Source organism: Citricoccus muralis (genome assembly GCF_029637705.1).
Lineage (GTDB): Bacteria > Actinomycetota > Actinomycetes > Actinomycetales > Micrococcaceae > CmP2.
In genome coordinates, this window is sequence record NZ_CP121252.1 from 1,893,718 (window position 1) to 1,914,414 (window position 20,697).

A 20,697-nucleotide genomic window follows, 5' to 3' on the forward strand; every position below is an offset into this window, starting at 1 on the left:
CCCATCACCGCATGTCCGGTGAGGAACCGGAAAACTGAGAGAGGAAACGGGACATCATGTCTGAAACCGTGAGCTTGCCAGCACTGGGTGAGTCCGTCACCGAGGGCACCGTCACCCGCTGGCTGAAGCAGGTCGGAGACCAGGTCGAGGTGGACGAGCCCTTAGTGGAAGTCTCGACTGACAAAGTCGATACTGAAATCCCTTCGCCGGTAGCCGGCGTTCTGGAAGAGATCCTCGTTGAAGAGGACGAGACCGTCGAGGTCGGGGCCGACTTGGCTCGTATTGGCGGCGGCGACGGTGCCGCGTCCGGAAGCAACGAAGACGATTCCGCAGAGGCCGAGGCAGAGGCCGAAGAAGCCCCGGCTGAGGCAGAGGACGAGCCCGAGGCAGAGGACGAGCCCGAGGCAGAAGCCGAGGCACCAGCTGCTGACGCTGATTCCTCCGATGACGCCGGATCCGGCGGAGCCACCGAGGTGACTCTTCCTGCACTGGGCGAGTCCGTCACTGAAGGTACCGTTACCCGCTGGCTTAAGGAAGTGGGCGACGACGTCGAGGTCGACGAGCCACTGCTCGAAGTCTCCACCGACAAGGTCGACACCGAGATTCCCTCCCCCGTAGCAGGCAAGCTGCTCGAGGTGAAGGTTGGCGAGGACGAGACCGCTGAGGTCGGCGACGTGCTGGCCCTGATCGGTTCCGGTTCCGCTGGTTCTTCGGCTCCCGCTGCTGCTCCTGCCCCGGAAGAGAAGGCCCCCGCGAAGGAAGAGGCTTCCGCAGAAGAGAAGAAGGAAGAGCCCAAGGAAACTCCCGCCGAGGCACCGAAGCAGGAGAAGACCGAGTCCGCACCGGGACCTGCCGCTCCGGACAGCGGTTCCGCTGACGAAACACGCGGTGACGGCTACGTGACCCCGCTGGTGCGTCGCCTGGCCCGTCAGCACAACGTCGATCTGTCCGCCATCAAGGGCAGCGGCGTGGGTGGACGCATCCGCAAGCAGGACGTGCTGGATGCCGCTCAGACCAAGGAAGAGACAGCACCTGCGGACGCTCCCGCGGCAGCGCCGGCAGCCAAGGCTCCGGTGTCCTCCGTGGATCCCTCGAAGCGCGGCACCACCGAAAAGGCTCCGCGCATCCGTCAGGTGATCGCCCGCCGTATGCGCGAGTCGCTGGATACCTCCACACAGCTCACCCAGGTCCACGAGATCGATATGACTCGTATCGTGGCCCTGCGCGGACGCGCGAAGAACGATTTCGCTCAGAAGCACGGTGTGAAGCTCACCTACCTGCCCTTCATCACCCAAGCTGTGGCCGAGGCGCTCAAGCAGCACCCCAAGCTGAACGCATCCTTCGATGAAGACGCCGGCGAAATCACCTACCACGCCACCGAGGACGTCGCCATCGCGGTTGACACGGATCGTGGCCTGTTGGTTCCCGTGATTGCTGACACCGGTTCCCTGAACCTTTCGGGTGTTGCCAGCAAGATCGCCGATCTGGCAGAGCGTGCGCGCACGAACAAGATCTCCCCTGATGAGCTTTCCGGCGGAACGTTCTCGATCACCAACATCGGGTCCGTGGGCGCTCTGTTCGACACTCCGATCATCAATCAGCCGCAGGTGGCCATCCTGGGAACGGGTGCCATCGTCAAGCGTCCGATGGTGGTTTCCGATGCCGATGGAAATGACTCCATCGCCATCCGCCACATGATGTACCTGTGCCTGACCTACGATCACCGCCTCGTGGATGGCGCTGACGCAGGTCGCTTCCTGCAGACCGTCAAGGCACGGCTGGAAGCCGGCGAATTCGCCAACGAGCTCGGACTCTGAGGGGGAACACCGTAGCTCATGGAAACTGTCACACTCATCTTCGTCGCCATCCACATCATCGGCGCTGCCGCGCTGGTGGGTGGCTGGCTGGCTAAATTCAAGAACCCGACGGTCACCCTGTCCCAGTGGTGGGGTGCGATCATCATGCTGGTCACCGGCTTGATTCTGGTTGGGCTCTCCTATGTCGGTGACGGTGACGGACCGAACAACGTCAAGATCGCAGTCAAGCTTGGTTTGGCCTTGCTCGTTTTCATCACCGCGTGGATCGGTCGTCGTAAAGAGAATCGCGGTCAGCCGGTTCCGATTGGTATTGCCCACTCTGTCGGCGGGCTGTCGCTGATCAACCTCGTGATTGCTGTCGTTTGGCAGTAGTCATCCACTCAAAGGTGGGGCCGTCTCGTAATCGGGACGGCCCCACTTTTTTCTCACGATTTGCCCTGGAACATTCGGTAATGCTGCGGCAGTGTTGGTCTGAGGTCGTGCGTCGTCAACAGACGCGGGCGTGACCGACTCGATGCGCCATTCGTCGTCAATGAGCTTGGATTGAATCCAGACATGCTCCGTACTGCCCGGTGTGCGCTGCGCATCGTCCGCTGCGTCATTCGCCGAGCGCACCGCGTACGAACTCATCGTCCATTCGACCAAAACGTGGGCAGAAGCCCCCTCCACGCTGGCATCATCCACCTGAGCCGTCATCGACAACCCCTCGTAAACGATCCCCTGTTGCTGAAGTGCATCAATTAGGGCTCGATCGTCGTCGGCAGCGGCTCCCGTATCCACTGCATAGCTTCCCACCACGGACGCATCCCGCTGCGTCAATGCCACGGCGCGACGCTCGCTCCATTGGTCCACAATGGTGTCCCAGGCAGGAGACGGTACGACTTCCGACGCCGTCTGGTCAGCACCGGCGTTCGGAACGGGTTGCGGTTCCGACCCTGACCACATGTTGCTAAGAATCATGCTGGCGCCGAGCACCGTCGCTCCGAGCCCCAAGCCCATTCTGGTGTGCGCACTTCGCATCCCCTTCTTACGCGGAACTGGCCGACGCTTCCGATGGGCGGTGGGTTGTTTCCGTCGACGCTGACGGTTGTTGCTCCGGGGTGCCAGCAAGCCGCCGCCTCGACGGCGCTGAGCGGGATGTTGTTCGCCCAGCTCGTGGCGTGTCGGAAGAAAAAGTGCGGTCCGTTCATCAACCAGAGCATGCAATTGCAATGGCTCCGGCAGCGCCCAGGAATAGCACGCAACGGAAAATTCAGTCAGTGTGGGACGCTGCCCAGGGTCTGGGTTCAGGCCGGCTTCCAGCAGTTCGGCGACCTCATCGTGCGCTTCAGGCAATAAGATCTTGAGCGCCGGTCGGCGTGCCTCGTCGCCGGGGAGTCGTCCCGTGAGGAGAAACCAACCCAATGCTGCCAGCGAATATACGTCAGCAGCAGGTTGCAAGCTAACACGGTACTCATGGATATCGAGCTCAGGAGCGCTGAAGCCCTCGGTCCCTGTCCAGCGGTCTGGGTTACTGATGCTTCGAGCTTCCCCCACGTCACAGAGTTTCGGTCTGCCCTGAGTGTCAAAGACAACGTTGCCCGGAGATACATCTCCATGAACGACTCCCTGTTCGTGGGCGTAGTCCAACGCCTGTGCCAGGGGTACCAAAACCGTCACCGCCTGGGACACTCGCAATGGTCCGAGCACCTGCACCAGACTCAATGCATCGCCGGCGGCACAATACTCCCAGAGAGTGCCTTCCCCCCTGCTCGTCTGCACCGGTCCAAGAAAAGAAACGATGTGCGGGTGGGTGAGTCCTACTGCGAAGTGCCTTTCGCGTTGAAGAGCAGCCGCGTCCGCGGTCGATCGCGGAATCTTGAGGACGCACTGCTCTTGATTCGCATTCAACGAGTCCATGACCCAGGCCTCGGCGTGCGCACCATGAGCAAGGATCCGGCGTGCCTGCCAGCCCTTCACTAACGGGGTCTCCGTCGCGTTCTCACCGTCGAGATCGGCATCTGCGTTGTCGGAAACGAACATTGCTCTCTCCATTTCTTCAGCCGTACTTCTATCGTCTCCGGAACCAACAACTCGTGTTCGAGGTTTTCCACAGGCGAATTGCCGGTAGACTAGAGGCACTATGGCCTCGAATAGCAATCACAACGACGCAACCCCTGCCCGCGCTCCTCAGAAGGACCTGAAGACCGTCAAACGCGAGCAGCGTGAGCGTCGCGCTCAAGAGAAGGCTCTGGCGAAGGCGACCAGGGCAGAAAAGAAGGCAGCGAAGAAGAACAAGAAGGGTTTCTTCAAGCAGATCGCCGAAGTCTTTTCGATGACCCGTAAGCACGACAAGACGCTCGTGCTGTGGATGGTCCTTGCGTTCGTCATCGCCCTGGTGGTCGGCCTGGGTGTCGGATTGCTCCTCAACAACTGGATCACCTGGCTGTTGATCTCGATTCCGTTCGGTCTGCTCGCGGCTCTCATCGTGATGAACCGCAAGGCTGAACGTGCCGCTTACGCGCAGATCGAAGGACGCCCGGGCGCAGCCGGCGCTGCTTTGAGCAACATCGGCCGCGGCTGGGTGGTTCCTCAGGAACCGGTGGCGATGAACGCGAAGACCCAGGATGCTGTCTACCGCGCGGTCGGACGTCCCGGTGTGGTTCTCGTGGGAGAAGGCGGCTACGAGCGAGTTAAAAAGTTGGCCGATCAAGAGCGCCGCAAGATGGCTCGTTACCTTCCCAATGTCGAGATTCGCATAGTCCAGGTCGGCAAGGGACCCAGTGAGATTGAGCTGCACGAGATCAAGCCGACTCTCAAGCGTATGAAGAAGACTCTCACCAAGCACGAAGTTCGTGCGGTCGAGAATCGTCTGGCCTCACTGCCGTCCAACAAGCTTCCAATTCCGAAGGGAATCGACCCCTACCGGATGCGCCCTGACCGCAAAGCGATGCGCGGACGCTGATCTGCGTGATTCGATGGAGCGGGCCTTGGCATTTGTCAGGGCCCGTTCCATTTCCGTTACTAGTTACGGCTTTTGTCGCTCCGGACTTACATCACGATCTCGACCGACTTGGCCAGACGATCATGAAGTCCGCGACCGTCGGAATCGATGATTATCAGTGGGACGATCACCATCCACAATGCGGTACGGATCAAAGAGGTCGACAAGGTGGCGTTGGCGCCACCCACTTTGACAATCTGAATGCGAGCGATGCGCTTGCCAATAGTCGTGCCCAACAGGCCGATCATGAGAATGTGCATGCCGGCAAAAATGAGCAAAGGAGCGATTTCGCTTCCGTTGAAGAACAGTGCGCCAAGGCCGAGGGCGATCACCCAGTCGATGATCAGGGCCAGAAAACGTCGCCCGTACCCCGCCATGGCAGCAGGCCCTTCAGGAGGTAACCCCAACTCTTGACCTGGGTAGCTACCGGCCGCGTGATGTGGAGGACCTTCAATCCACGAGCCTAAATCCTTCCGGCTGATCATCGATTCCGGTTGGTTCTTCGGCTTCTCGCCACGCTTTCGTCCCACACATGTGAGTGTACCGCCGCTAATGATTCGTTACATGTCGGAAACATTCGTGACACGATTAATTCACCGTCGCCGATAGTCTTTAGTCAAGAGTTCACCACGACAGGAGTACCTCATGTTCTCTTCTCCCGAAGAAGTCCTCGAGTTCATCAAGTCCGAGGAGATCGAATTCATCGACGTTCGCTTCACGGACCTCCCAGGCCTGCAGCACCACTTCAACCTGCCGGCCAAGTCCATTGACGACGACTTCTTCACCGAAGGGCAGCTCTTCGACGGTTCCTCCATCCGAGGTTTCCAGGGCATCGCCGAGTCTGACATGCAGCTGATTCCGGATATCGCCACCGCGTTCGTGGACCCCTTCCGTGTCCGCAAAACCCTGACGATGAACTTCTCCATCGTCAACCCCCGTACCGGCGAGCCCTACCACCGCGATCCCCGGGGTGTGGCCCAGCGTGCCGAGGAATACCTCGCTTCCACCGGTATCGCCGACACGGCAAACTTCGCACCCGAAGCCGAGTTCTTCATCTTCGATGAGGTACGCTACTCCTCCTCGCCGGAGCACAGCTTCTACCGGATTGATTCCGAAGAGGCTAACTGGAACACCGGCCGCAAAGAAGAGGGCGGAAACCTCGGCCACAAGATGTCGATCAAGGGCGGGTACTTCCCCGTCTCACCGATGGACAAGCAAGCCGACATCCGCGACGAGATGTGTGCGGTTCTCGATGAGGTCGGCCTTGAAGTCGAGCGCTCGCACCACGAAGTGGGTGCTCCCGGGCAGGCCGAGATCAACTACCGGTTCAACACGCTCACCCACGCAGCTGATGACCTGCTGAAGTTCAAATACGTCGTGAAGAACACCGCGGATGCCTTTGGCAAGTCGGCGACCTTCATGCCCAAGCCGGTCTTCGGAGACAACGGTTCTGGCATGCACTGCCACCAGTCGCTGTGGCAGGGTGGCCAGCCCCTCTTCTTCGATGAGAAGGGCTACGCCAACCTTTCCGACACTGCCCGCTGGTACATCGGCGGATTGCTCAAGCACGCCTCGGCGGTGTTAGCCTTCACCAATCCGACGGTGAACTCCTACCGTCGACTGGTCAAGGGCTTCGAGGCACCGATCAACATGGTGTACTCGCAGGGCAACCGCTCGGCCGCGATTCGCATCCCAATCACCGGTTCCAACCCCAAGGCCAAGCGCCTGGAGTTCCGCGCTCCGGACCCGTCATCGAACCCGTACCTGGCCTTCGCCGCCCAGCTGATGGCTGGCCTGGACGGTATTCGTAACCGCATCGAGCCAGCAGATCCGATCGACAAGGACCTCTACGAGCTGCCCCCGGAAGAGGCCGCTGACATCCAGAAGGCACCCGGTTCACTGGATGAGGCCCTGGACGCTCTGGAGGCAGACTACGAGTTCCTGCTCGCTGGCGATGTTTTCACCGAGGACCTGATCCAGACCTGGATCGAGTACAAGCGGGAGAACGAAATCATTCCTCTGGCAGCTCGCCCGAACCCTTTGGAATTCGAGCTCTACTACGGAGTCTGATTGTCTCCCCGCAGCTGAGTTTCAATGGTGCCCGTCGAGTGATCTACTCGGCGGGCACCGCTGTTTGGTCCCAGTACCCCTTCATCGCGTCCATCACTTGGCAGTGCAACCGGTAGCTCGACCAGCCTCGATCCAACAACCAGCACCGGTCATCGCCGTCGCTGACCAGTTCATTTCGAAAGAAAGTGTCGCCTTCCAGGTCCGAATCGGTGCGCAGTTCGGCCAAAAGGGCCTCAAAACGCTGACGTGCTTCAGCATCATCGGCCACGACACCACGTAAGACGGTGTGCAAACCATGCACCAGGCTCTGTTCGTCGACACAGCGCTCCATGACCAGCTGACAGAAGCCGTCCATGTCCATGTCACCGTGGTCAAACCCAAAAGCTGAGTCGGCCTCATAGACCACCTGGTTCAGTGGGCGACAAGCCTCCGCTCCGAATTCCTTCTGCAACACAAACTGATTCAAAGTCAGGCATTCCACCGCTTCTACCGGGTTGAACTCGCGCACCGTCTCACAGACGAAGCACTCACTAAGTTGGCTGTCTTCATCCACCAAGCACAGTTCGTCGTGCGTCAAGACGATGTCCAACAGACAATCCATGGCGCGGTTCAAAGTGCGCAGGTGATCCCACCGATGCATCAGGAACATCACCGCGACCGTGGTCCTGCTCATCACATGTCGGCAATCGGCAGCGATTCCGTCACCGTCTCCGAGTGGACTCTGATCTGGATTCAAATCGAACGACACCATGGGCTTCTTTCTTTCGTCGGATGGGTGGTTCCATGCCATCAGCGTGGGTGCACGTTGGGAGTCGCCCGGCCCAGAGAATGGGGACAGGGGCCGGCATCCCGGCCCCTGTGGAGGACGCGAAGCCGCGAATGTGTCGTGGCGTTGCTCGTCTGAGACGACAACCGAGTACAGTAGGAACCGTGTTCCGGGGTCGGTGTGATTCCGAACCGGCGGTGAGAGTCCGCGACCCCCGTGCCACGGGGCTGAACCGGTGAAATTCCGGTACCGACGGTAATGTGCTGGTACAGCGCTAGTCCGGATGAGAGGAACGCGGGGCGGCAGCGTACCGTCCCGTACCCGGCGCACCCGTCTGCAAGGAGGGCGCCGGATGACTCGTCTCGGCGATATCGACGACGCCATGGAGCGTGCCCTGACGCTGGCCCGCCGCTCCCCAGCGCTGGGACCGGACAACCAGAACCCACCCGTGGGATGTGTGCTCATCGATGCCGACGGCCGCATTGTCGCCGAAGGCTGGCACCGCGGCGCCGGTACTCCTCACGCAGAAGTCGAGGCTCTGACTCACCTGCAGCGACGTCACTCACCGGGGCTGGACCCCGCGGAACTCACCGCCGTCGTCACCCTGGAGCCCTGCAATCATATCGGCCGAACCGGACCCTGTTCGCAAGCACTGCTTGACGCCGGCATCGGCGCCGTAGCCTATGGCGCTGCGGATCCTGGGCCCGAGTCGTCAGGAGGCGCACAGCGGTTGCTCTGCAACGGCGTCACCGTCATCCCACGAGTTCAAGAACAGCGTTGCCTCGGCTTGATCCGCGACTGGCTCATCCAGCTCGAGGAGCGCCCGGCTGCCGCGGTGATCGTGAAATGGGCGCAGTCGCTCGACGGCCGGGTGGCTGCGGAAGACGGCAGTAGCCAATGGATCACGTCCCCCGAGGCCCGCACTGATGTACATCACCAGCGGTCACGGGCAGATTTCATCGTGGTCGGCACCGGGACGCTGCTCAGTGACGACCCCAGCCTCACCGCACGCGACACCGACGGAGGGTTACTGGTGCCACCGGTGCATCAACCCGTTCCCGTGGTCATCGGGCACCGCCCCATCCCGGCTGAGGCTGCCGTGCTGCGTCACCCTGCGCTGGATGCCCACGGGCTGGACGCTCCGCTGCAACTCACCGGCGACGACCTGGCTGCAGATCTGGCGAACCTGGTTGAACGTGGCGGACCCGGAACCCGTATCTTCGTCGAAGGCGGACCTCGGCTGGCCAATGCCATCCTGCGAGCCGGGCTGGCCACCGACGTGCTCGTCTACACCGCCCCTGTGTTGCTCGGCGGCCCCTACACCGCCGTCGATTCGCTCGGCGTGACCACCGTGGGAGGCGCCGTGAAGTTACGTCCCCTCACCGAGCACTGGCTCGGCCCAGATCATGTGCTGCACGCCGTGCTGCCCACCACTTCAGCAGGCTCCCCCACTGACGACGACAATCACACCCGCACCAAAGGAGAAAACCGTGTTCACAGGACTCGTTGAGGAGACCGGGAGGATCATCGGGCTGGAACGCCTCCCCGATGATGCCCTGCGCATCACTGTTGACGCCCCGCTCGTCACCTCGGACGCCGACCACGGTGCCTCTATTTGTGTTTCCGGCGTCTGCCTGACCATTGTGCAGCGGGAAGGCACCGCCTTCTCCGCCGATGTGATGGGTCAAACCCTGGCGGTTTCGGCGCTGGCCGACCGGGAGGTGGGTGACGCGGTGAATTTGGAACGAGCCGTGGCCGGAACCACCCGGCTGGGCGGGCACGTGGTGCAAGGGCACGTGGACGGTACCGCGGTGGTCTCCGTCATCACTCCGGGCGAAGTCTGGCACACGGTGCGTTTCGGTCTTGAGGATGCCGCCCTGGCACCGCTACTGGTAGACAAAGGCTCGATCACGGTGGACGGGGTGTCGCTGACGCTCAGCGCCGTGTCCTCCCCTGAGGAGGCGCAAGCATGGTTCGAGGTCTCGCTCATCCCAGAGACGCTGGAAGCGACGACGCTGGGCGGGCTGGAACCCGGCCGGCGCGTCAACGTGGAGACCGATATTTTGGCCCGGCACGTCGCCCGACTGCTGGCCTTCTCCGGGAAGGACAACCGCGCATGAGCCACGCTGCATTGCCTCTCTCCTCCATCGAGGATGCTCTGGCCGCCGTCGCCGCTGGTCGGCCTGTGATTGTCGCTGACGATGAGGACCGCGAGAACGAAGGCGACGTCATTCTCTCGGCACAGCTGGCCAGCGCCCAATGGATTGCCTGGACCGTCGCCCACTCCTCTGGGTTGCTGTGTGCGCCGATGTCCAACGACATTGCCGATCAGTTGGATCTGCCCATGATGGTGGCCCGCAACGAGGATGTGCGCTCGACGGCGTACACCGTGACCGTCGACGCCGCCCGGGGGGTCACCACCGGCATTTCCGCGCACGACCGGGCGCGCACCGTGCAGGTGCTCGCCGATCCAGAGTCGGGTCCGCGTGATGTAAACCGTCCCGGGCACATCCTCCCGTTGCGTGCGGTCGACGGCGGAGTCCGCGCCCGCGCCGGACACACCGAAGCCGCCGTCGAGCTGATGCGATTGTCAGGGCTCCGCGAGGTTGGTGTCATTGCGGAAATCGTGGCCGAGGACGGTGACATGATGCGGTTGCCCGGGCTGATCAAGCTCGGCGCCGAACACGACATCCCGGTGATCACCATCGAAGCGCTCATCTCCTATCTCAACGCGAACGAGAACATTCACCGGCCAGACGAGGAGGCCGGGACCGCGCCCGCCCCGGTGAAACGCCGGGTGTCGCTGCATGCCGACACACTGGTACCCACCCACTACGGCGAACTACGCATGATGGCCTTCCGCGACCGGCGCGCCGGAGTCGAGCACCTGGCGCTGGTGAGCCCAGGCCCCGACGGCGCGCTCCCGGCCGACGGCGCCCTGGTCCGGGTGCATTCGGAGTGCCTCACCGGTGAGGTTTTCGGGTCCCTGAAATGCGAGTGCGGCCCCCAACTGGAGACCGCCCTCGCCGAGATTGCCGCCACCGGTGGCGTCCTGATCTACATGCGCGGCCACGAGGGACGCGGCATCGGACTAGCCAATAAGCTGCGCGCCTACCAACTACAGGAGTCCGGACTAGACACCATCGACGCCAACCTCGAACTGGGTCTGCCCGTCGACAGCCGCGACTACGAGGCGGCCGCCGAAATGCTCCAGCACCTGGGACTGGCTCGCATCCGCCTGCTCACCAACAACCCTGACAAGGTCGAACAACTGCAGCGCCACGGAATCCAGGTGACCGAGCATCTCCCCCTCGTGGTCGGCCGCGGTGAACACAATGCCGGCTATCTGGATGCCAAGCGCGACCGGTTGCGCCACACCTTGCCTTTCGTTTCTACCACCCCGAACCCCACTGAGGAGAACTTCCATGAGTAAGCACGGCGCCCCTAGCCTTACCGTCGACGCCACCGGACGCCGCGTGGCAATCATCGCCGGTTCCTGGCACCAGCAGGTCATGGCCGGGCTGATCGCGGGGGCCGAGCAGACCCTCGAGGCAGCTCACGCCTCGCACACCCTGATCACGGTGGCCGGTTCCTTCGAGATCCCCTTGGCCGCCCAGGCCGCGCTCGCCCAGGACTACGACGCCGTCGTATGCCTTGGTGTCATCGTGCGTGGTGAGACCCCGCACTTCGACTTTGTCGCTTCCGCCGTCACCGAGGGACTCACCCGGGTGCAGCTCGACGCGGGCAAGCCCGTGGGCTTCGGCATTCTCACCGTCGACGACGACGCCCAGGCACTGGACCGAGCCGGCCTCGAGGGCTCATCCGAATCGAAAGGTCAGGAGGCCGCCGAAGCGGCACTGCATCTGGACCATGTGGTGGCCGGGCTTCGGGGTGCTCGCTGACGGCGAACAGGGAATATTGCCGGTCAACCCCACGCTGAGATCATTGAGTACAAACGATCTTTGAAAGCCGGTGCCCCGTGACCTCGCTGTCCTTCCCCATCTCGATCCTCGACCTCGCTCTGGTGCGCAGCCAGCAGAGCATTTCCGAGGCCGTGGCCGAATCGGTAGAGCTGGCCCAGCTCGCCGAACAGCAGGGGTTCCACCGCATCTGGTTCGCGGAGCACCACAACATGCCGGGCATCGCGTCGTCGGCCACCTCGGTGTTGCTGGCGCACGTGGCGGCACATACCGACCGTATTCGTCTGGGGTCCGGTGGCGTCATGCTGCCGAACCACTCGCCGCTGGTCATCGCCGAGCAATTCGGCACCCTGGCCGAGTTGCACGGGGACCGGATTGACCTGGGCGTGGGCCGGGCACCGGGCACCGACCAGCGCACCCTGCATGCCCTCCGGCGTGATCACTCTTCGGCCGATTCCTTCCCCCAGGATGTTTTGGAGCTGATCGGCTACCTCCACGGCGAATCCCGCATTCCCGGCATCGATGCCTACCCGGGTAAGGGCACTCGGGTTCCGGTGTGGATCTTGGGGTCCTCCCATTTCGGCGCGCAGCTGGCAGCACAACTGGGCCTGGGTTACGCCTTCGCCTCCCACTTTGCCCCGCAGATGCTGGAGTCCGCCGCCCGGATCTACCGAGAGTCCTTCGAGTCCCAGGATGGCTCCGAGCCCTGGTTCATCGCCGCGGTCAACGTGATTGCCGCAGACACCGAAGAGCAAGCACACGCGGCCTTCGAGCAGGCCCAGCGCGACCGCATCCGGATGATGCTCGGCCGCGGCCGTTCCCTGACCGAAGACGAGGTGACCATGCTGATGCACTCCCCCGGCGGCGAGCAAGTGTTGAGCATGCTCAAGTACTCCGCCGTGGGCACGCCCGAGACGGTACGCGAGTATCTGAACCAGTTCAGAGAGCGCGTCCAGGCTGACGAGCTGATCATCACTAATATGGCACCCGAGCTCTCCGCTCGGCGCCGCACCCTCGAACTGCTCGGTCAGGCCCCGTAGAACCGGCGGTCGAACACGGACCGGGCGCGGCGCGTGGTGCGCAAGTAGTCCTCTTCCAACTCTGAGGCTCTGCCCGGTTCGTACCCGCACCAACGGGCGATCGCTTCCAGATCGTCACGGTTGGTGGGCAACACGTCTGAGGTCTTCCCGGTCCACAAAACGCTGGCCGCACGCACCCGAGTGGCCAACCGCCACGCCTCGGCCAGCTGGCTCGCTTCCTCCCGGTCCAGGGCTCCAATACTGGTCAACGCCTCTAGTGCTGGCATCGTGCCGGTCTCGTGCAGGCTCTCATAGTCTCCGGCGTGTTGCAGCTGCAGGGTCTGTACCAGCCACTCCACGTCCGAGAGCCCGCCGCGACCGAGCTTGATGTGTCGTGCCGGGTCCGCTCCACGGGGTAACCGTTCGGCTTCCACCCGCGCCTTGATCCGACGGATCTCCCGCAGCTGGGTTCCCGCCACTTCTGTGTCATAGCGCACCGAGTCTGCCCAGGCGGTGATCTCCTGCTGAAAGTCGTCCGGCCCGGCAATCGGGCGCGCCCGCAGCAGGGCCTGCACTTCCCAGATCTCACCCCAGCGGTGATAGTACTCGCGGTAAGAATCCAACGAGCGCACCAGTGGACCCTTCTTGCCCTCCGGACGCAGGTCGGCGTCGATCATCAGGAGCGGCTCGAGCGGAATTGCCGGCGTCAGTGGCGCTTTGAGCAGGGTGGTCAGCCGCTTGGCCATCTCTATGCCCTGCTTCTGAGCATCCTCCGGGGCCCCTGCGCCGGTGGCTCGCTGGACGAACATCACGTCCAGGTCGGAACCGTAGGTGATCTCCCGTCCGCCTTGGCGGCCCATAGCCACGATGGCGAGATCAGCTGCGCGGTCCTCACCGGCTTCGCGCACCACGATCTTCAGAGCGGCCACCACAGCGGCCTGGTCGATATCGGCCAGGGCGTGACACACCGTTTTCAGATCGCTCACGCCCGTGGCGTCCGACAGGGCCGTGCGTAGAATCTCGCGACGACGAATCAACCGGACCTGTCGCATCGCGGAATCGGCTTTCGGGTGACGCACAACGACAGCGCGCATCTCCTGCAGTTGGTCCTCCAGGCTCCGCGGCACCAGGTGCCGGTCCTGGTCCAGCCACGCCGCGGCGTCCGGGGCGTGTTCCAGCATGTCGGAGAGGAAACGTGACGAGCTCAGCACATGGCACAGTCGCTCCGCGGCCGCCGAGGAATCCCGTAGCATCCGCAAGAACCAGGGCGAGTTCCCCAGCGATTCGCTGAGTCGACGGAACCCCAGCAGCCCTCCGTCGGGGTCCGCGCCGTTGGCCATCCACGCCAGCAACGCCGGCAAGAGTTGACGTTGCAGCGTGGCCCTCCGCGACACCCCGGCCGAAAGCGCCTCAATATGGCGCATCGCCCCCGACGGAGCGCGATAACCCAGGGCAGCCAGCCGCTGTTGCACCGCTTCCGGCGTCAGCTGGACCTCGTCGGCGGACAGGCTGGCCACGGAGGACAACAGTGGCCGGTAGAAGATCCGCTGATGCAGCTCCTGGACGCGACGGCGGGTCTGGTGCCAGGAGGCTTGCAGTTGCGCGGCATTCATCACCTGCGTGGCGGGCCGGTCTGCGGGCTCAATGGCCCGGGCGAGCACGCGCAGCGCCTCCTCCTGCTCCGGCATGAGGTGGGTCCGGCGCATGTGCACCAGCTGGATGCGATGTTCCAGCAGCCGCAGATACCGATAGGCACGAGCCAGATCCTCGGCATCGGCGCGGCCGATGTACACCCCGTCGCGCAGGGCGGTGATGGCGTCTTCGGTGCCATGCACATGCAGGGTTTCATCGGTCTTGCCATGCACCAGCTGCAGCAACTGCACGCTGAATTCGACGTCGCGCAACCCTCCGGCGCCGAGTTTAATCTCGCGTTCTTTGTCACGACTGGCGATATTGTCCATCACCCGCCGACGCATGGAGCGTACCTGCTCCACGAAGCCTTCGCGGGAGGAGGCATCCCACACCAGCGGATGGATGCCGTCCAGATACTGTTGAGCGAGCTCGCCGTCGCCGGCAATCGGCCGGGCCTTGAGCAGCGCCTGAAACTCCCAGGTGTGAGCCCAGCGTCGGTAGTACTCCAGATGGGATTCCACCGTCCGCGACAGCGCACCGTCTTTGCCTTCCGGACGAAGGTTGGCGTCCACTTCCCACAGCCCCGGCTCAGCGGCGGGCCGATTGATGTGCACCGAGATTCCCGCCGCCAGTTCCTCGGCGATCCCCTGGTGTTCTTCGGGCTCCTCATGGACGAAAATGACGTCGACGTCGGAAATGTAGTTCAGCTCGCGGGCGCCGCATTTACCCATGCCGAGCACGCTCAGTCGCACCTGGTCGACGGCGTCTCCGTGCTTCTCCACGGCCTCGGCACGGGCCACCGCCAACGCTGCTTCTACCGCCGCGGCGGCAATATCCGCCAGCCAGCGAGAGACAGCGGGTTGAGCCTCCACCGGATCCGGAGCCATCACATCTTGGAGGGTGATCGCCACGATCTGCCGCCGATACGCCACGCGAAGGGCCACAGCGGCATCCTTGCCGGTGAGGGTGGCCCGGGGCGGGTTCTGTGAGTCGGCATCGGCGCCGACCGCTTCCAGCAGTAGTCGCCGCACTTCCGCCGCGGGGTCCCGGTCCTCGGGTTCCAGCTCGAGACCGTACAGTGCCGGGGCCGTCGAAGCCGCCTGCTCCGGCTCGAGGATCAGGTCGAGGTGCTCGGGCCGTCGGATGAGGAACTCTGCGAGAGCTTCCGAAGCGCCCAACAGACGCAGCAGCGTCACTAGTTGCCGTTCGCCCGCTGGGGTATCGGTCGACGACGGCGCTACCACCAAGGACTGCAGTTGCGGGGCCCGATCGAGTAGCCGCAAGAGCAGCAACAGTGCTTGATCAGCGTCGGCGACCGAGCGCATGGAGCGCAACAGTAAGGCGCGGTCACTGCCTTCGAGCTCGTGGGAGTCGAGGAACTGCAGGGCGCGTTCGAGGTCGGAAAATCCGGCCGCAATCAGATCGCGTCGGCGCAGCTCAGTCCCTCCGATGATGGTCGGTCGATCGCTGGCTGGGCCTGGCACGGTCACAGAATCCCGAGATAGCGCTGCAGCTCGTACGGAGAAACGTTCACCCGGTAGTCATCCCATTCCTGACGCTTATTGCGCAGGAAGTTCTCAAAGACCTGCTCACCGAGCACCTCGGCGACGAATTCGGAGTCTTCCATCACCCGCAACGCATCGTGCAACGTGCCGGGCAGCGGGTCGTGACCCAGAACTCGGCGTTCGTGCGAGGTCAGTGCCGAAATGTCTTCCACAGCTGCTTCGGGAAGCTCGTATTCTTCCTCGATCCCCTTCAACCCGGCCGAAATCAGCGCAGCATAAGCCAGGTAAGGGTTCGCCGCGGAGTCGATACCGCGGTACTCCACTCGAGCGGAACCCGCCTTGTCCGGCTTGTAGAGAGGAACGCGCACCAAAGCGGAGCGGTTGTTATGCCCCCACGACACATAGGCCGGGGCTTCTCCTCCGCCCCACAGCCGCTTGTAGGAGTTCACGAACTGGTGGGTGATCGCCGAGAGCTCGACCGAATGATGCAACAGCCCGGCAATAAACCTGCGGCCCGTGGTCGAGAGTTTGTACTCTGCGCTGGGCTCGTAGAAGGCGTTGGAGTCGCCCTCGAACAGCGAGAAGTGGGTGTGCATCCCGGATCCGGGGTGGTCGCCGAACGGCTTGGGCATGAAGGTGGCGTAGCTGCCCTGCAGCTGAGCGACTTCCTTCACCACGGTGCGGAAGGTCATGATGTTATCCGCGGTCGTCAGCGCATCGGCGGCGCGCAGGTCGATCTCGTTCTGACCGGGGCCGTTCTCGTGGTGGCTGAATTCCACCGAGATCCCGATGGCTTCCAGCATCGACACGACGTGGCGACGAAAATCTTGGGCCACCCCACCCGGCACGTGATCAAAGTAGCCGGCCTGATCCACCGGCACCGGCAGACCGCTGGTATCCAGGTGATGGGATTTCAGTAGATAGAACTCGATCTCGGGGTGGGTGTAGCAGGTGAACCCCATATCGCCGGCTTTGTCCAGGGCGCGGCGCAGCACATTGCGCGGGTCTGCGGCCGAGGAGGCCCCGTCGGGGGTCTGCACATCACAGAACATGCGCGACGTCGGCTCGTCCTGTCCGCGCCACGGCAGAATCTGGAACGTGGAAGCATCCGGCGCCAGCAGCATGTCTGACTCAAAGATCCGGGTGTACCCATCGATGGAGGAGCCGTCGAATCCCAGCCCCTCTTGGAAGGCGTTCTCGACCTCGGCCGGGGCCAGCGCTACCGATTTTAGTGTTCCCGTCACATCCGTGAACCACAGGCGCACAAAACGCACGTCGCGATCCTCGATGGTGCGTAGGACGAACTCTTGCTGACGATCCATCATGCCTCCGGATTGGGTGCTTCTCAGAGCGATCCGCCTGCGGGGGCGCTCTTGGACTCCACAATAGTCCCCCGCCTCTCCGCTAAGCTAACGGACATGGCCGACTCGACTCCTCGGAAATTCCGCACTGTCCATTTCCAGCAGGCAAAAGACGAAGGGCGCCGCTTCGCGATGCTCACCTGTTACGACGCGATCACCGCTGGCCTCTTCGACCAGTCTGGCATCGAAATGCTGCTCATCGGTGATTCGGTGGGCAACACGGTGTTGGGTCATGCCACCACCCTGCCGGTCACCCTGGACGACATCATCACCTTTTCTCAAGCAGTCGTCCGCGGCACCGAGCGCGCCTTCGTGGTGGCCGATCTGCCCTTTGGTAGCTACGAGGTCTCCCCCGCCCAGGCCGTGGAGTCCGGAGTCCGGCTCGTCAAAGAGTCGGGCATCTCGGCGGTCAAGATCGAAGGCGGGTCGGAGTACACGGATCACGTGCGCGCCCTGGTTTCCGCCGGTGTTGCCGTCATCGGACACATCGGGTTCACCCCGCAGTCGGAGAACGTGCTGGGCGGCTATCGCATTCAGGGACGCGACGACGACGCCGCGGCCGCCATGGTCGAGGACGCTCTGGCTCTCCAGGAAGCCGGGGCCTTCGCAATCCTGATGGAAATGGTGCCCGCCGCCGTGGCGCGCCGCGTGGACGAGGCACTGCGCGTGCCCACCATCGGCATCGGCGCCGGCTCCGACACTACCGGCCAGGTGCTGGTCTGGCAGGACATGCTGGGGTTGCGCCAGGGCAAGATGGCGCGTTTCGTGAAGCAGTACGCACAGCTACACACCGTCGTCACCGATGCGGTCTCCACCTACCACCGCGAGGTACTCGAGGGCAGCTTCCCTTCCGAAGAGCACGGCTACTAACCGGAGTCGCCAGGGTCTACTCGCAGACGAGTCTTATTCGTCTTCCTCGTCCTCGTCCCAACGCTCATTGTTGGCCTGCACCTTCGACAGGGCCTGTTGTGCTGCTTCACGGGTCTCATAGGGCCCGAGCAGTTTCGACCAGTCGGACTGCGGACCTTCTTCGACCTGGTGGGTTTCTACGTTGAACCAATACTCAGTCATAGCCTCATGACTATCACACCGGTGACGCACACGATAGCGACACTCGACGCGGTTGCCCCCGCCCGCGATAGGATCGGGGGCATGACCGAGAATGATCTGCTCTCCACCGCGTCCACCACCGGCTTGGAAGCCCCGGCACCGGGAAGCGACGCCAGCCACAACCATCCGGTGGACGGGCCCGATCGAGGCCAGCCCGGCTCACGCGCGCCCCGCGGCCGGCTCGTCCCGGGAACGATCTCGGCCGAGCGCTTCGTCCCGGCCCGCATTGCTCGCCCGGAATACGTCGGGAAGAAGACCGCCGACGAGGGCAAAGCCGGGGACGTCTACGATGCCGCCGGCATCGAGAGGATCCGGACCGCAGGACGCATCGCGTCCCAAGCTCTCGACGCCCTCGAAGAGTACATCCGCCCCGGCGTCACCACCGATGAGCTCGACGTCATCGCCCACCAGTTCCTCATCGAGGCCGGTGCCTACCCTTCATGCTTGTCGTACAAGGGGTTCCCCAAGTCGATCTGCACCTCGCTCAACGAGGTGGTCTGCCACGGCATCCCCGATTCCACCGTCCTGGAAGACGGAGACCTGCTCAACGTCGACATCACTGCGTACTACGACGGCGTCCACGGTGACACCAATCGCACCTTCCGAGTGGGTACCGTCGACGAAGAAACCGATCTGCTCATCGAACGCACCCATGAGGCCATGATGCGCGGCATCCGCGCGGTGAAGCCCGGGCGCGAAATCAACGTCATCGGCCGGACTATCGAGTCCTACGCCAAACGCTTCGGCTACGGCGTGGTGAAGGATTTCGTCGGGCATGGGGTCGGCGTCGAGTTCCACTCTGGGCTCATCGTGCCGCATTATGATGCCGCACCGGCCTACAACACTGTGATGGTGCCGGGAATGGTGTTTACCATTGAACCGATGATCGCGCTGGGCGGGATCGAGTGGGACCTATGGGACGACGGCTGGACCGTCACCACACGTGACCGCAGCCGGACGGCACAGTTCGAGCACACGCTCGTGGTGACCGAAGACGGCACCGACATCCTGACCCTGTCCTGATCCGTTCTCTCGACCACACCGTATATCGCTTCAAGGAGTGTCCATGGCCGATTCGTCCGGCAAGTCCAGCACCTACATCGGCATCGACATCGGTGGCACCGGCATTAAGGGCGGCATCGTCCGGCTGAAGTCGGGGCACGACACCAACGGGGAGCTACACGGTTCGCGTTTCCGGATTCCTACCCCGCGGCCAGCCACCCCGGAGCACGTGGCCGACACGGTAGCCGAGATCGTCGCCGAGCTGGATTCCCGTCCCAAGGCGCCGCAGTCGTCCAACCCGGTGGGCATCTGCTTCCCTGCGGTCATCCACCACGGGATTTGCCTCTCCGCGAACAACATCGACCCTTCCTGGGTGGGTGCCGAAGTCGCCGACCTGTTCTCGGCTCGACTGGAGCGCGAAGTACGCGTGCTTAATGACGCCGATGCCGCCGGACTGGCGGAATCGCGCTTCGGCGCCGGAGTAGACAAAGCAGGCACCGTCCTGACCATTACCCTGGGCACCGGCATCGGTTCTGCCTTGGTCCATGATGGCGTGCTGATTCCCAATCTCGAGCTTGGTTCCCTGGAATTCTGGGGCGGTAGTATGGCCGAGAAGAAAGCTTCGGCAGCCGCACGTGAGCGTGAGGACCTGGACTGGCAGGTCTACGCCAAAGAGCGCCTGCAACCCTATCTGACTCACGTGGAGCGACTCTTTTCACCGGACCTGGTGATCATCGGAGGCGGCATTTCCAAGCGTCCGGATGATTTCATGCCTTACCTGTCACTCCGCGCCCCCATCGTGACGGCCGACATGACGAACAACGCCGGCATCATCGGAGCAGCGCTGTTCGCTTCCGAGGCTTCAGCCAGCAACTAAGAACCCTCGCCGAGGCGAGTGCGAAAGTGGACCGGTGGCGGCTCCGGCTTCCCCTCCGGAACCGCCACCGGCGGTTTAGCGCGTGAACAGTTTGGGCTGCAGGATCTCCCGTGCGCCCGGGTGTTCACGAAGTTCGTGGATCGCCTTCTCGAAGTCTTGTAGATTTTCGAAGTCCTGGTAGACCGAGGCGAAACGCAAGTACGCTACCTGGTCGAGCTGTCGCAGCGGTCCAAGAATGGCCAACCCCACATCATGGGCGTCAACTTCGGAGTTGCCCGTCGAGCGAATCGCCTCTTCGACTTCCTGCGCCAACACGGCCAGGTCGTCGTTGGAGACGGGACGACCTTGGCACGCCTTGCGGACACCGTTGATGACCTTCGATCGATCGAATGGCTCGGCCACACCGGAGCGCTTGACGACGGTCAGCGCGGTGGTCTCCATGGTGGTGAATCGCTTACCGCAGGACTGGCACTGGCGCCGCCGGCGAATGGCCGTGCCGTCGTCTAAGGAACGAGAGTCCACCACACGGGACTCCTCGTGACGACAGAACGGACAGTGCATACTCCAGCCTTACTTCAGACAGGGTCGATTGATGTACTTTCGTACACCCTACCCGAACAGCATATAACTACATC

General features: G+C 63.0%; 19 protein-coding genes and 1 riboswitch. Of the genes, 12 read left to right on the forward strand and 7 right to left on the reverse strand.

Translation table 11 applies throughout. The annotated features are described in order from the left end of the window. The first annotated feature begins 56 nt into the window (after positions 1–56). Positions 57–1,817, forward strand: a complete 1,761-nt coding sequence (sucB, locus tag P8192_RS08620; protein WP_278156218.1) for a 2-oxoglutarate dehydrogenase, E2 component, dihydrolipoamide succinyltransferase — start codon at positions 57–59, stop codon at positions 1,815–1,817. Between the two features lie 18 nt (positions 1,818–1,835). Continuing rightward, the gene (locus P8192_RS08625) at positions 1,836–2,189 is read left to right on the forward strand and encodes a hypothetical protein (RefSeq protein ID WP_270105085.1); all 354 of its coding nucleotides are present in this window, start codon (positions 1,836–1,838) and stop codon (positions 2,187–2,189) included. Here P8192_RS08625 and P8192_RS08630 read toward each other — a convergent pair whose 3' ends face one another. Then, positions 2,190–3,839, reverse strand: coding sequence for a serine/threonine-protein kinase (locus P8192_RS08630; protein WP_278156221.1), 1,650 nt, complete (start codon positions 3,837–3,839; stop codon positions 2,190–2,192). Between the two features lie 100 nt (positions 3,840–3,939). Between P8192_RS08630 and P8192_RS08635 the strand changes: the two genes are divergently transcribed. Beyond that, positions 3,940–4,761, forward strand: coding sequence for a DUF4191 domain-containing protein (locus tag P8192_RS08635; protein ID WP_270105083.1), 822 nt, complete (start codon positions 3,940–3,942; stop codon positions 4,759–4,761). Between the two features lie 86 nt (positions 4,762–4,847). Here P8192_RS08635 and P8192_RS08640 read toward each other — a convergent pair whose 3' ends face one another. Beyond that, complete coding sequence (locus P8192_RS08640; RefSeq protein ID WP_278156224.1) at positions 4,848–5,330, reverse strand: RDD family protein; 483 nt, start codon at positions 5,328–5,330, stop codon at positions 4,848–4,850. Positions 5,331–5,445: 115 nt separating this feature from the next. On the opposite strand from P8192_RS08640, the gene glnA reads away from it, so the two are divergent. After that, complete coding sequence (glnA, locus tag P8192_RS08645) at positions 5,446–6,870, forward strand: type I glutamate--ammonia ligase (protein WP_278156226.1); 1,425 nt, start codon at positions 5,446–5,448, stop codon at positions 6,868–6,870. A 43-nt stretch (positions 6,871–6,913) separates the two neighbouring features. Here the strand turns inward: glnA and P8192_RS08650 are convergent, their stop codons facing one another. Further along, positions 6,914–7,660, reverse strand: a complete 747-nt coding sequence (locus P8192_RS08650; RefSeq protein ID WP_278156261.1) for a hypothetical protein — start codon at positions 7,658–7,660, stop codon at positions 6,914–6,916. Positions 7,661–7,797: 137 nt separating this feature from the next. After that, positions 7,798–7,935, forward strand: a riboswitch (FMN riboswitch). Positions 7,936–7,988: 53 nt separating this feature from the next. Here P8192_RS08650 and ribD point away from each other — a divergent pair. The 5 genes from ribD (at position 7,989) to P8192_RS08675 (ending at position 12,596) form a co-directional block, all read left to right on the forward strand. Next, positions 7,989–9,146, forward strand: a complete 1,158-nt coding sequence (gene ribD / locus P8192_RS08655) for a bifunctional diaminohydroxyphosphoribosylaminopyrimidine deaminase/5-amino-6-(5-phosphoribosylamino)uracil reductase RibD (RefSeq protein ID WP_278156263.1) — start codon at positions 7,989–7,991, stop codon at positions 9,144–9,146. Further along, on the forward strand, positions 9,127–9,756 hold the full coding sequence (locus P8192_RS08660; protein ID WP_278156265.1) for a riboflavin synthase: 630 nt from the start codon (positions 9,127–9,129) through the stop codon (positions 9,754–9,756). The genes ribD and P8192_RS08660 overlap by 20 nt, the downstream gene beginning before the upstream one ends. After that, entirely contained in the window at positions 9,753–11,069 is a 1,317-nt protein-coding gene (gene ribB, locus P8192_RS08665) for a 3,4-dihydroxy-2-butanone-4-phosphate synthase (RefSeq protein ID WP_431521098.1), read from the forward strand. The genes P8192_RS08660 and ribB overlap by 4 nt, the downstream gene beginning before the upstream one ends. Further along, the gene (gene ribH / locus P8192_RS08670; protein ID WP_270105077.1) at positions 11,062–11,538 is read left to right on the forward strand and encodes a 6,7-dimethyl-8-ribityllumazine synthase; all 477 of its coding nucleotides are present in this window, start codon (positions 11,062–11,064) and stop codon (positions 11,536–11,538) included. Before ribB ends, ribH begins: the two co-directional genes overlap by 8 nt. Positions 11,539–11,624: 86 nt before the next feature. After that, entirely contained in the window at positions 11,625–12,596 is a 972-nt protein-coding gene (locus P8192_RS08675; RefSeq protein ID WP_278159782.1) for an LLM class flavin-dependent oxidoreductase, read from the forward strand. Here the strand turns inward: P8192_RS08675 and P8192_RS08680 are convergent. Together P8192_RS08680 and P8192_RS08685 are read right to left on the reverse strand one after the other, a co-directional pair. Continuing rightward, positions 12,584–15,691 carry a bifunctional [glutamine synthetase] adenylyltransferase/[glutamine synthetase]-adenylyl-L-tyrosine phosphorylase gene (locus P8192_RS08680; RefSeq protein ID WP_278156268.1) on the reverse strand — a complete coding sequence of 1,036 codons (3,108 nt, stop codon included), beginning with the start codon at positions 15,689–15,691 and terminating at the stop codon, positions 12,584–12,586. The genes P8192_RS08675 and P8192_RS08680 overlap by 13 nt on opposite strands. A 2-nt stretch (positions 15,692–15,693) precedes the next feature. Further along, positions 15,694–17,034: a glutamine synthetase family protein gene (locus tag P8192_RS08685; protein ID WP_278159783.1), complete on the reverse strand. Its 1,341-nt coding sequence runs from the start codon at positions 17,032–17,034 to the stop codon at positions 15,694–15,696. A 96-nt stretch (positions 17,035–17,130) separates the two neighbouring features. On the opposite strand from P8192_RS08685, the gene panB reads away from it, so the two are divergent. Beyond that, positions 17,131–17,943 carry a 3-methyl-2-oxobutanoate hydroxymethyltransferase gene (panB, locus tag P8192_RS08690; RefSeq protein ID WP_278156271.1) on the forward strand — a complete coding sequence of 271 codons (813 nt, stop codon included), beginning with the start codon at positions 17,131–17,133 and terminating at the stop codon, positions 17,941–17,943. A 33-nt stretch (positions 17,944–17,976) separates the two neighbouring features. Here the strand turns inward: panB and P8192_RS08695 are convergent, their stop codons facing one another. Beyond that, the gene (locus tag P8192_RS08695) at positions 17,977–18,144 is read right to left on the reverse strand and encodes an SPOR domain-containing protein (RefSeq protein WP_270105074.1); all 168 of its coding nucleotides are present in this window, start codon (positions 18,142–18,144) and stop codon (positions 17,977–17,979) included. An 81-nt stretch (positions 18,145–18,225) separates the two neighbouring features. Here P8192_RS08695 and map point away from each other — a divergent pair, with 81 nt between their 5' ends. Both map and ppgK read left to right on the forward strand, forming a co-directional pair. Beyond that, a complete protein-coding gene (gene map, locus P8192_RS08700) occupies positions 18,226–19,206 on the forward strand; it encodes a type I methionyl aminopeptidase (RefSeq protein WP_270105073.1) in 981 nt (326 codons plus the stop codon). Positions 19,207–19,249: 43 nt separating this feature from the next. After that, a complete protein-coding gene (gene ppgK / locus P8192_RS08705; RefSeq protein ID WP_278156274.1) occupies positions 19,250–20,062 on the forward strand; it encodes a polyphosphate--glucose phosphotransferase in 813 nt (270 codons plus the stop codon). Positions 20,063–20,137: 75 nt separating this feature from the next. On the opposite strand, the gene nrdR is transcribed toward ppgK, so the two are convergent. Then, on the reverse strand, positions 20,138–20,623 hold the full coding sequence (gene nrdR, locus P8192_RS08710) for a transcriptional regulator NrdR (RefSeq protein WP_270105071.1): 486 nt from the start codon (positions 20,621–20,623) through the stop codon (positions 20,138–20,140). Positions 20,624–20,697: the final 74 nt, after the last annotated feature.

What these genes read in the sequence shown, in the direction of transcription:
- P8192_RS08685 (WP_278159783.1), bottom strand. Translation starts at nt 17,034, where the DNA reads ATGGATCGTCAGCAAGAGTTCGTCCTACGCACCATCGAGGATCGCGAC.
- map (WP_270105073.1), top strand. Translation starts at nt 18,226, where the DNA reads ATGACCGAGAATGATCTGCTCTCCACCGCGTCCACCACCGGCTTGGAA.
- P8192_RS08695 (WP_270105074.1), bottom strand. Translation starts at nt 18,144, where the DNA reads ATGACTGAGTATTGGTTCAACGTAGAAACCCACCAGGTCGAAGAAGGT.
- ribB (WP_431521098.1), top strand. Translation starts at nt 9,753, where the DNA reads ATGAGCCACGCTGCATTGCCTCTCTCCTCCATCGAGGATGCTCTGGCC.
- ribD (WP_278156263.1), top strand. Translation starts at nt 7,989, where the DNA reads ATGACTCGTCTCGGCGATATCGACGACGCCATGGAGCGTGCCCTGACG.
- glnA (WP_278156226.1), top strand. Translation starts at nt 5,446, where the DNA reads ATGTTCTCTTCTCCCGAAGAAGTCCTCGAGTTCATCAAGTCCGAGGAG.
- nrdR (WP_270105071.1), bottom strand. Translation starts at nt 20,623, where the DNA reads ATGCACTGTCCGTTCTGTCGTCACGAGGAGTCCCGTGTGGTGGACTCT.
- ppgK (WP_278156274.1), top strand. Translation starts at nt 19,250, where the DNA reads ATGGCCGATTCGTCCGGCAAGTCCAGCACCTACATCGGCATCGACATC.
- panB (WP_278156271.1), top strand. Translation starts at nt 17,131, where the DNA reads ATGGCCGACTCGACTCCTCGGAAATTCCGCACTGTCCATTTCCAGCAG.
- P8192_RS08625 (WP_270105085.1), top strand. Translation starts at nt 1,836, where the DNA reads ATGGAAACTGTCACACTCATCTTCGTCGCCATCCACATCATCGGCGCT.
- sucB (WP_278156218.1), top strand. Translation starts at nt 57, where the DNA reads ATGTCTGAAACCGTGAGCTTGCCAGCACTGGGTGAGTCCGTCACCGAG.
- P8192_RS08630 (WP_278156221.1), bottom strand. Translation starts at nt 3,839, where the DNA reads ATGTTCGTTTCCGACAACGCAGATGCCGATCTCGACGGTGAGAACGCG.
- ribH (WP_270105077.1), top strand. Translation starts at nt 11,062, where the DNA reads ATGAGTAAGCACGGCGCCCCTAGCCTTACCGTCGACGCCACCGGACGC.
- P8192_RS08635 (WP_270105083.1), top strand. Translation starts at nt 3,940, where the DNA reads ATGGCCTCGAATAGCAATCACAACGACGCAACCCCTGCCCGCGCTCCT.
- P8192_RS08650 (WP_278156261.1), bottom strand. Translation starts at nt 7,660, where the DNA reads ATGGCATGGAACCACCCATCCGACGAAAGAAAGAAGCCCATGGTGTCG.